General features: G+C 74.0%; 8 protein-coding genes. 5 read left to right on the top strand and 3 right to left on the bottom strand.

What is annotated here, in order from left to right; translation table 11 throughout:
* A partial coding sequence (locus ACXJKL_RS11985; RefSeq protein ID WP_457207274.1) for an RNA polymerase sigma factor occupies positions 1–324 on the bottom strand: 324 nt, incomplete at its 3' end.
* Positions 325–486: 162 nt separating this feature from the next.
* On the opposite strand from ACXJKL_RS11985, the gene ACXJKL_RS11980 reads away from it, so the two are divergent.
* Both ACXJKL_RS11980 and ACXJKL_RS11975 read left to right on the top strand, forming a co-directional pair.
* Positions 487–1,194: an ABC transporter ATP-binding protein gene (locus ACXJKL_RS11980; RefSeq protein WP_457207273.1), complete on the top strand. Its 708-nt coding sequence runs from the start codon at positions 487–489 to the stop codon at positions 1,192–1,194.
* A complete protein-coding gene (locus ACXJKL_RS11975; RefSeq protein WP_457207272.1) occupies positions 1,169–2,677 on the top strand; it encodes a hypothetical protein in 1,509 nt (502 codons plus the stop codon). Before ACXJKL_RS11980 ends, ACXJKL_RS11975 begins: the two co-directional genes overlap by 26 nt.
* A gap of 21 nt (positions 2,678–2,698) precedes the next feature.
* Here the strand turns inward: ACXJKL_RS11975 and ACXJKL_RS11970 are convergent, their stop codons facing one another.
* The gene (locus ACXJKL_RS11970) at positions 2,699–3,268 is read right to left on the bottom strand and encodes a hypothetical protein (protein WP_457207271.1); all 570 of its coding nucleotides are present in this window, start codon (positions 3,266–3,268) and stop codon (positions 2,699–2,701) included.
* 73 nt (positions 3,269–3,341) lie between these two features.
* The gene (locus ACXJKL_RS11965) at positions 3,342–3,941 is read right to left on the bottom strand and encodes an RDD family protein (protein ID WP_457207270.1); all 600 of its coding nucleotides are present in this window, start codon (positions 3,939–3,941) and stop codon (positions 3,342–3,344) included.
* Between the two features lie 418 nt (positions 3,942–4,359).
* Here ACXJKL_RS11965 and ACXJKL_RS11960 point away from each other — a divergent pair, with 418 nt between their 5' ends.
* From ACXJKL_RS11960 to ACXJKL_RS11950, 3 genes are all read left to right on the top strand, one after another.
* Entirely contained in the window at positions 4,360–4,971 is a 612-nt protein-coding gene (locus tag ACXJKL_RS11960; protein WP_457207269.1) for a TetR/AcrR family transcriptional regulator, read from the top strand.
* A 61-nt stretch (positions 4,972–5,032) separates the two neighbouring features.
* Positions 5,033–5,827 (top strand): TIGR03084 family metal-binding protein, encoded by a 795-nt coding sequence (locus ACXJKL_RS11955; protein WP_457207268.1) that lies wholly within the window; start codon positions 5,033–5,035, stop codon positions 5,825–5,827.
* Positions 5,828–5,883: 56 nt separating this feature from the next.
* On the top strand, positions 5,884–6,169 hold a 286-nt coding region (locus tag ACXJKL_RS11950; RefSeq protein WP_457207275.1), incomplete at its 3' end, for an acyclic terpene utilization AtuA family protein.

The following is a 6,169-nucleotide window of genomic DNA, read 5'->3' as shown; positions in this document are numbered from 1 at the left end:
TGGCTCCGTGGCCCGCTGGAACGTCCCCGACCCCCTCTCGGGCATGGTCGGCGACCATGTCCACCTTCGCCGCCTGGTGCGGTGCACGTGGATCGCCGTGGTCCTCAACCATGCCTCCGGGTCCGCGACCCGCCAGAACCGCCAGCCGGAGGCGACGGCCCGCACGAAGGCCTCCCCGACGACCTCCTCGGCCTCGGCGAGGTTGCCGGTGACGCCGCACACCTGCGCCACGAGCCAGCGGTAGCGCGCCTCGTACAACTCCCGCAGGGAGGTGGTCTCGCCAGGGTCCGGCATCCGCCCGAAGGTGACCGAGTCCTGGTCCATGGCGGCCTCCTGTGTGGGATGACCTTGACGACTCCCCACCACGGCGTGTGGTTCCGCCGTGTCGCGCACTTCCTTCCGGGGTGGCCAGGGATGCCTCGGCGCCTGAGGGACCAGTCCGCGCATTCGCCGGTCACGCGGACGGCAGTCGGGGACGATGAGTGGGTGAACGCCCCCGTGATCGACGTCCGCGGCCTGCACGTCCGCTTCGGCGAGGTGGAGGCGGTCGCCGGCATCGACCTGCAGGCCGAGGCCGGCCACGCGACCGCCCTCCTGGGGCGCAACGGCGCGGGCAAGTCGACCACCATGCGCGTCCTGGCCGGGGTCGTCCCGCCCACCGCCGGATCGGTCGTCGTGGACGGCGTCGACGTGGCCCGCGACCCGGTCGGGGTCAAGCGCCGCGTCGGCTACTGCCCCGACGTCGGTGGCCTCGTCCCGCGTGCCACCCCGTGGGAGCACCTCCAGCTCGCCGCCCGCCTGCGCCGCCTCGGCGACTGGGAGGTCCGGGCCCGCGACCTGCTCGAGCGCTTCGAGCTCGGCGACGTCGCGCACCGCGTGACCAGCGGTTTCAGCCACGGCATGGGCCGGCGGCTCTCGGTGGTCCTCGCCGCCCTCCACGAGCCCGACGTGCTGCTGCTCGACGAGCCCTTCGACGCCGTCGACCCGCTCGGGGTCGAGGCCACCCTGGCCGTCATCGAGGACGCCCGCGCCCGCGGCGCCTGCGTCCTCGTCTCCACCCACCTGCGCGACCTCGCCATGCAGGCCTGCAGCACCGCGGTGGTGCTGCGCGGCGGCGCCCAGGTCGCGGCGATGGGTGCCCACGAGCTGAGCGGGGAGGCCGGCGCCGATGCCTACCGCGCGCTCCTCGACTGACTCCTGGGTCGACGCCCTGGTCGATCTCCGGCACCTTCTGGGCTTCCGTGCCGCGACCGTACGACGCCCGCACGCCACCGCCGTCGCCGTCGGCGTCCTGCTCGCGGTCACGCTCGCATCGTCCGTCGGACCCCTGGGGGTCGACGGGGCAGGGGGGCCGACCCTCCTCGACGACCACCTCGCTGCGATGCTCGCCGGTTTCCTCACCCTGGCGATCGCCTCGGCCATGGCCTCCGGGGGCGGTCGTGAGCTGGTGCCGCGCGAGCAGGCAGCGATCCATCCCATCAGTCACCGCGTCGAGCACCTTGGTGCGCTGGTCCTCTCCCCACTCAACTTCGCGTGGCTCCTCCAGGCGTGGCTGCTCCTCGGTGTCACCGCCCGCATCACCGGCACCGACGGATGGCTGGGCGGGCAGGCGGTCGCCGCCACGTGGATCGTCTGTGCGACGGCACTGGCCCAGGTGGTCGGCTGGCTGGTCGAGACCGTCCGCCGCACCCCGCACGGCGTGACGGCCATCCGGGTGCTGGCCGTCGCACTCGCGGTGGTCGGCGTCGGTCTGCAGGCCACCCACCGGCTGCTGCCCCTGCTCGGCTCCTCGCCGACCCGCTTCCTCGCGGACGCCATCACCCGGGGCGACGGCGCCCTGCCGGTGGTCCTGGCGCTGGTCCTCCTGGGGGCGGTCGCGGTCCTCGCGGGTGCGGTGCCGGCGGGCATCGCGCTGCGGCGTACCCCTCGCGAGGAGCTCAAGGTCGAGTCGGGCAGCCACCCGGCCCGGCCGCTCCCGGCCAGTGACCTGGCCGTGCTGCGACGGATCGACCGCGGGTCGGTGTGGCGCTCGGTCCCGATGCGACGCGGCCTCGTGGTGCTGGCGCTCGGTCCCGGCCTGGTGGCCCTGGCCGGCGGCATGGACTGGACCCAGGTGCTGGTGCTGCCGGCGCTGGTGGTGAGCGGCGGTGCGCTGCTCTTCGGCGTCAACGCCTGGTGCCTCGACGGGCGCGGTGCGCTGTGGCGCGAGAGCCTGCCGGTCGAGCCGGGGACCGTGTTCGCCGCCCGGGCGCTCACCCTGGCCGAGTGGCTCGGGTCCGCCGCCGTCGTCACCATCGCCCTCGCCGCCCTGCGGGCGGGTGTCCCCAGCGCCACCGAGCTGCTCGCCCTGGTGACCACGATGGCCGTGGTGACCCTCCAGGTGGTGGCGGTGTCCCTGTCGTGGTCGGGACGGCGCCCCTTCCCGGTGCAGCTGTCCTCCGCGCGAGCCACCCCGGCCCCGCCGATCGTGATGGTCGGCTACTCGGCCCGGCTCGCGGTGAGCACGACCCTGACCGCGATGCTCTTCTCCGCGGCGGCCCAGACGCCGGTGTGGTGGCTGGTGCCGGCGATGGCCGTGCCGTTCGTGCTCTGGTCGTGGGTCCGCCTGCGCCGCGCCCGACGCCGCTGGGTGGACGCGCCGCAGCGGGCTCGCGTGGTCATGGCCGTCGCCGCCTGAGGCCGCGACCGGCCGACCCGCTCAGCTACGGGGGACCGACAGCACCGAGCACTCGGACTGCGCGACGCTCATCTCGCCGACGGCGGGGTCCTCGAAGTGGGCCGTCAGCGTGGAGACCGAGGCGTCGCGGATGGTGTCGTCGTCGAGGCGACCGTCGAGGCACGCGGCGTACGCCTCGGCGTCGAGACGGCCCCGGGTGAGCCTCTCCTGGGCCTCGGTCGACTCCGCGACGAAGTCGGTGCAGGTCATCTGCGCCTCGGTCCAGGCGACCGCGAGCGTCCGATCGAGGGTGGCGGCCTTGTCCTTCGGACGGAAGGAGGCGTCGAGCACGCCGCCGTCGCGCAGCTCCTCGGGCGTGACCCGGCCGAGGAGGTCGTCGGCGAAGCACTCGGCCGCCCTGGTGTCGTCGGCGGACGCCCGGTCGCCGGCGTACAGGTCGACGAGCCCACCCCGCACCTTCGCGGGGGAGGCCGCCGAGGAGCTCGTGGTGTCGGCCTCGGCCTCGGCGGCGCAGCCGGTCAGTCCCGGCAGGGACACCGCGGCGAGCAGGAGGAGCGCGGTCAGGCGTCCGGGTCGCATGTGCACGCGCATCGGGTGATCCCCTCAGTGGTGACCGCCCCGCGGCCGTCTGGTTCGCAGCCTAGTGACGACCGCGGGGAGCGGCTCACCCCTGGGGCTGCCGGATGACGATGGTGCCCATCACCTTGTCGGAGAAGGTCTGGCGCTTGGCGTCCCACAGCGGCCACAGGTAGCCGATGTTGCACAGGACGCTGTCCAGGACGTGCGCGATCTGCCGCACGAACGACAGGCCGGGACCCACGGGTTGCCCCGTCTCCTCCTTGACCAGCTTGATGCCCATCACGCCCTTGCCGATCGTGTAGCCGGTCCGGCCCTGGCGGAACACGATGTTCCAGATCGAGAAGGCGATGACGAGCAGCGCGCCGAGCGCGACCAGCGCGAAGGCCATGCCGCCACCCTCCGGCATCGTCGACGTCGTCACGCCGGTGACCGGGTCGGTCGTCGTCTCGATGTTGGACACCGCCACGACCACCCCGATCAGGCCGGGGACGTAGGCGAGGAGGGCGAGCAGGCCGTCGATGAGGTACGCCGCCACCCGCTGGATCCAGGAGGCGTACGGCGGCGTGAAGCCGGCCTGCGGCGCGCCGTACCCGCCCTGCGCGTGGGCGGAGCCCTGGTCGTACGGGTTCTGGGTGTACGGATCCTGGCCGTAGGCCTCGGACGGCGGGTTGCCGTAGTTCGACATGGGTGTCTCCCCCTGGTGGGTGTGGCCCGCGGTCGCGTCCGCGGGACGGTCGGGCGGCCCCTCGGGCGGGGTCGCCCCGGTGTCCTGCCCATCCGTGCCGCGCCGAAACCCCGCGCCGACAGGGCAGTTCGGTCGCGCTGGAACGTGCCGACCGGGCGGTTCGGTCGCGCTGGAACGTGCCGACCGGGCGGTTCGGTGCAGGTGGTGAGAGCACGGGGTACGACGGCCGCATCGCTCGGGTGCCGGCGAGCAGCGTCGTACGTCGAATCCGCTCGTCATCTGCGCCCGGAAGGGGGGAGCTCGGCCGGATCCAGCGGTACGGAAGTGCCCGCTCGGCCGGATCCAGCGGTACGGAAGTGCCCGCTCGGCAGAAAAAGTCAGGCTTGACTGTTTGTTGTTGAGGACCGACGATGGTCGGGTGACCCCCCCGTCCGCGCCCATCGCCCGGGTGCCCCAGCAGGAGCGCACCCGGGCGATGCGGCTGCGGCTGCTGGAGGCGACCGTCGAGTGCCTGGTCGAGCGCGGGTTCACCGGGACCTCCACGACGCTGGTCTCCGAGCGGGCCGGGGTGAGCCGCGGGGCCCAGCTCCACCACTTCCCGACCAAGAACGACCTGGTCGTGGCCGCCGTCGCGCACCTCACGGAGATCCGGGGCGCCGAGCTGCAGGCGGCCGTGGACCACCTGCCGCGCGGACGGCGTCGTACGCGCTCGGTCCTGGCGGTGCTCGGCGACCACTTCAGCTCACCGGTCTTCGCCGCGGCCCTCGAGCTGTGGGTCGCCGCCCGCACCGACGAGGCGCTGTACGCCGCCGTCGCACCCCTCGAGCAGCGCGTCGGCCGGGAGACGCACCGCCTCACCGTGGAGGCGCTCGGCGCCGACGAGACGCGACCCGGCGTGCGCGAGCTCGTGCAGGCCACCCTGGACCTCGTGCGCGGGCTCGGTCTCGCCAACACCATCTCCGACGACGCCCGTCGGCGTCGCCGCATCCTCGACCACTGGGCCGACGTGCTCGACCGGGAACTCGCATGACGCCGACGCCGGGTTCCGAGACTCGCTCCGCTCGCACCTCAACCAACGAAGGGTCGATGGCATGACCGACCTGCTCCGCACCGTCCTGACCGACCTCGCCGCCGAGGGGGACCGACTCGACGCGCTGGTCGCCGACCTCGACGAGGCCGGCTGGTCCACCCCGACGCCGGCCTCCGGGTGGGACGTCGCCACCCAGGTCGGGCACCTGGCGTGGACCGACGAGGTCGCGACGCTCGCGGCCCGGGCCGGTACGCCGGAGGGCAAGGCCGCGTGGGACGAGGTGGTGATCGCGGCCATCGGCGACCCGGACGGGTTCGTCGATGCGAGCGCGCTCGAGATCGGCCGCGACCCCGACCTCCTCGACCGCTGGCGGCAGGGCCRCAAGGCGCTCGCCGCCGCGCTCGCCGAGGTGCCCGGCGGGGAAGAACTGCCGTGGTTCGGGCCCCCGATGTCGCCGACCTCGATGGCGACCGCACGGTTCATGGAGACCTGGGCACACGGCCTCGACGTCCACGAGGCGCTGGGCGTCGATCCCGAGGACTCGACGCGGATCCGGCACGTCGCCCACCTCGGCGTACGCACCCGCAACTTCGCCTTCGCCACCCGCGGCCTCGACGTGCCGGTCGAGGAGTTCCGCATCGACCTCGCCGCCCCCGACGGCGACGTGTGGTCGTGGGGACCCGACGACGCCACCCAGACGGTCACCGGCTCGGCCGGCGACTTCTGCCGGCTGGTCACCCAGCGCGTCCACCGCGGCGACACCGACCTCGTGGCCACCGGYCCCGACGCCGACCGGTGGCTCGACATCGCCCAGGCCTTCGCCGGCCCGCCCGGCGAGGGGAGGGGCGCACGGTGAGCGACGTGCTGCGGATCGGCAACTGCTCCGGCTTCTACGGCGACCGCCTGACGGCGATGCGCGAGATGCTCGAGGGCGGTCCCCTCGACGTGCTGACGGGTGACTACCTCGCCGAGCTGACCATGCTCATCCTCGGCCGCGACACGATGAAGGACCCCGACCTCGGCTACGCACGAACCTTCGTCCGCCAGGCCGAGGACTGCCTCGGCCTCGCCCTCGAGCGGGGGGTGCGGATCGTCGCCAACGCCGGCGGCCTCAACCCGGCCGGGCTGGCCGACCGGCTCCGCGAGGTCGCCCAGGGGCTCGGCCTCGACCCCGCGATCGCCCACGTCGAGGGGAGGG

The sequence above is a fragment of the Nocardioides sp. P5_C9_2 genome (genome assembly GCF_054049555.1).
The sequence above is the reverse complement of the archived record's forward strand: the minus strand, read 5'-3'. Positions and strand labels throughout refer to the sequence as shown.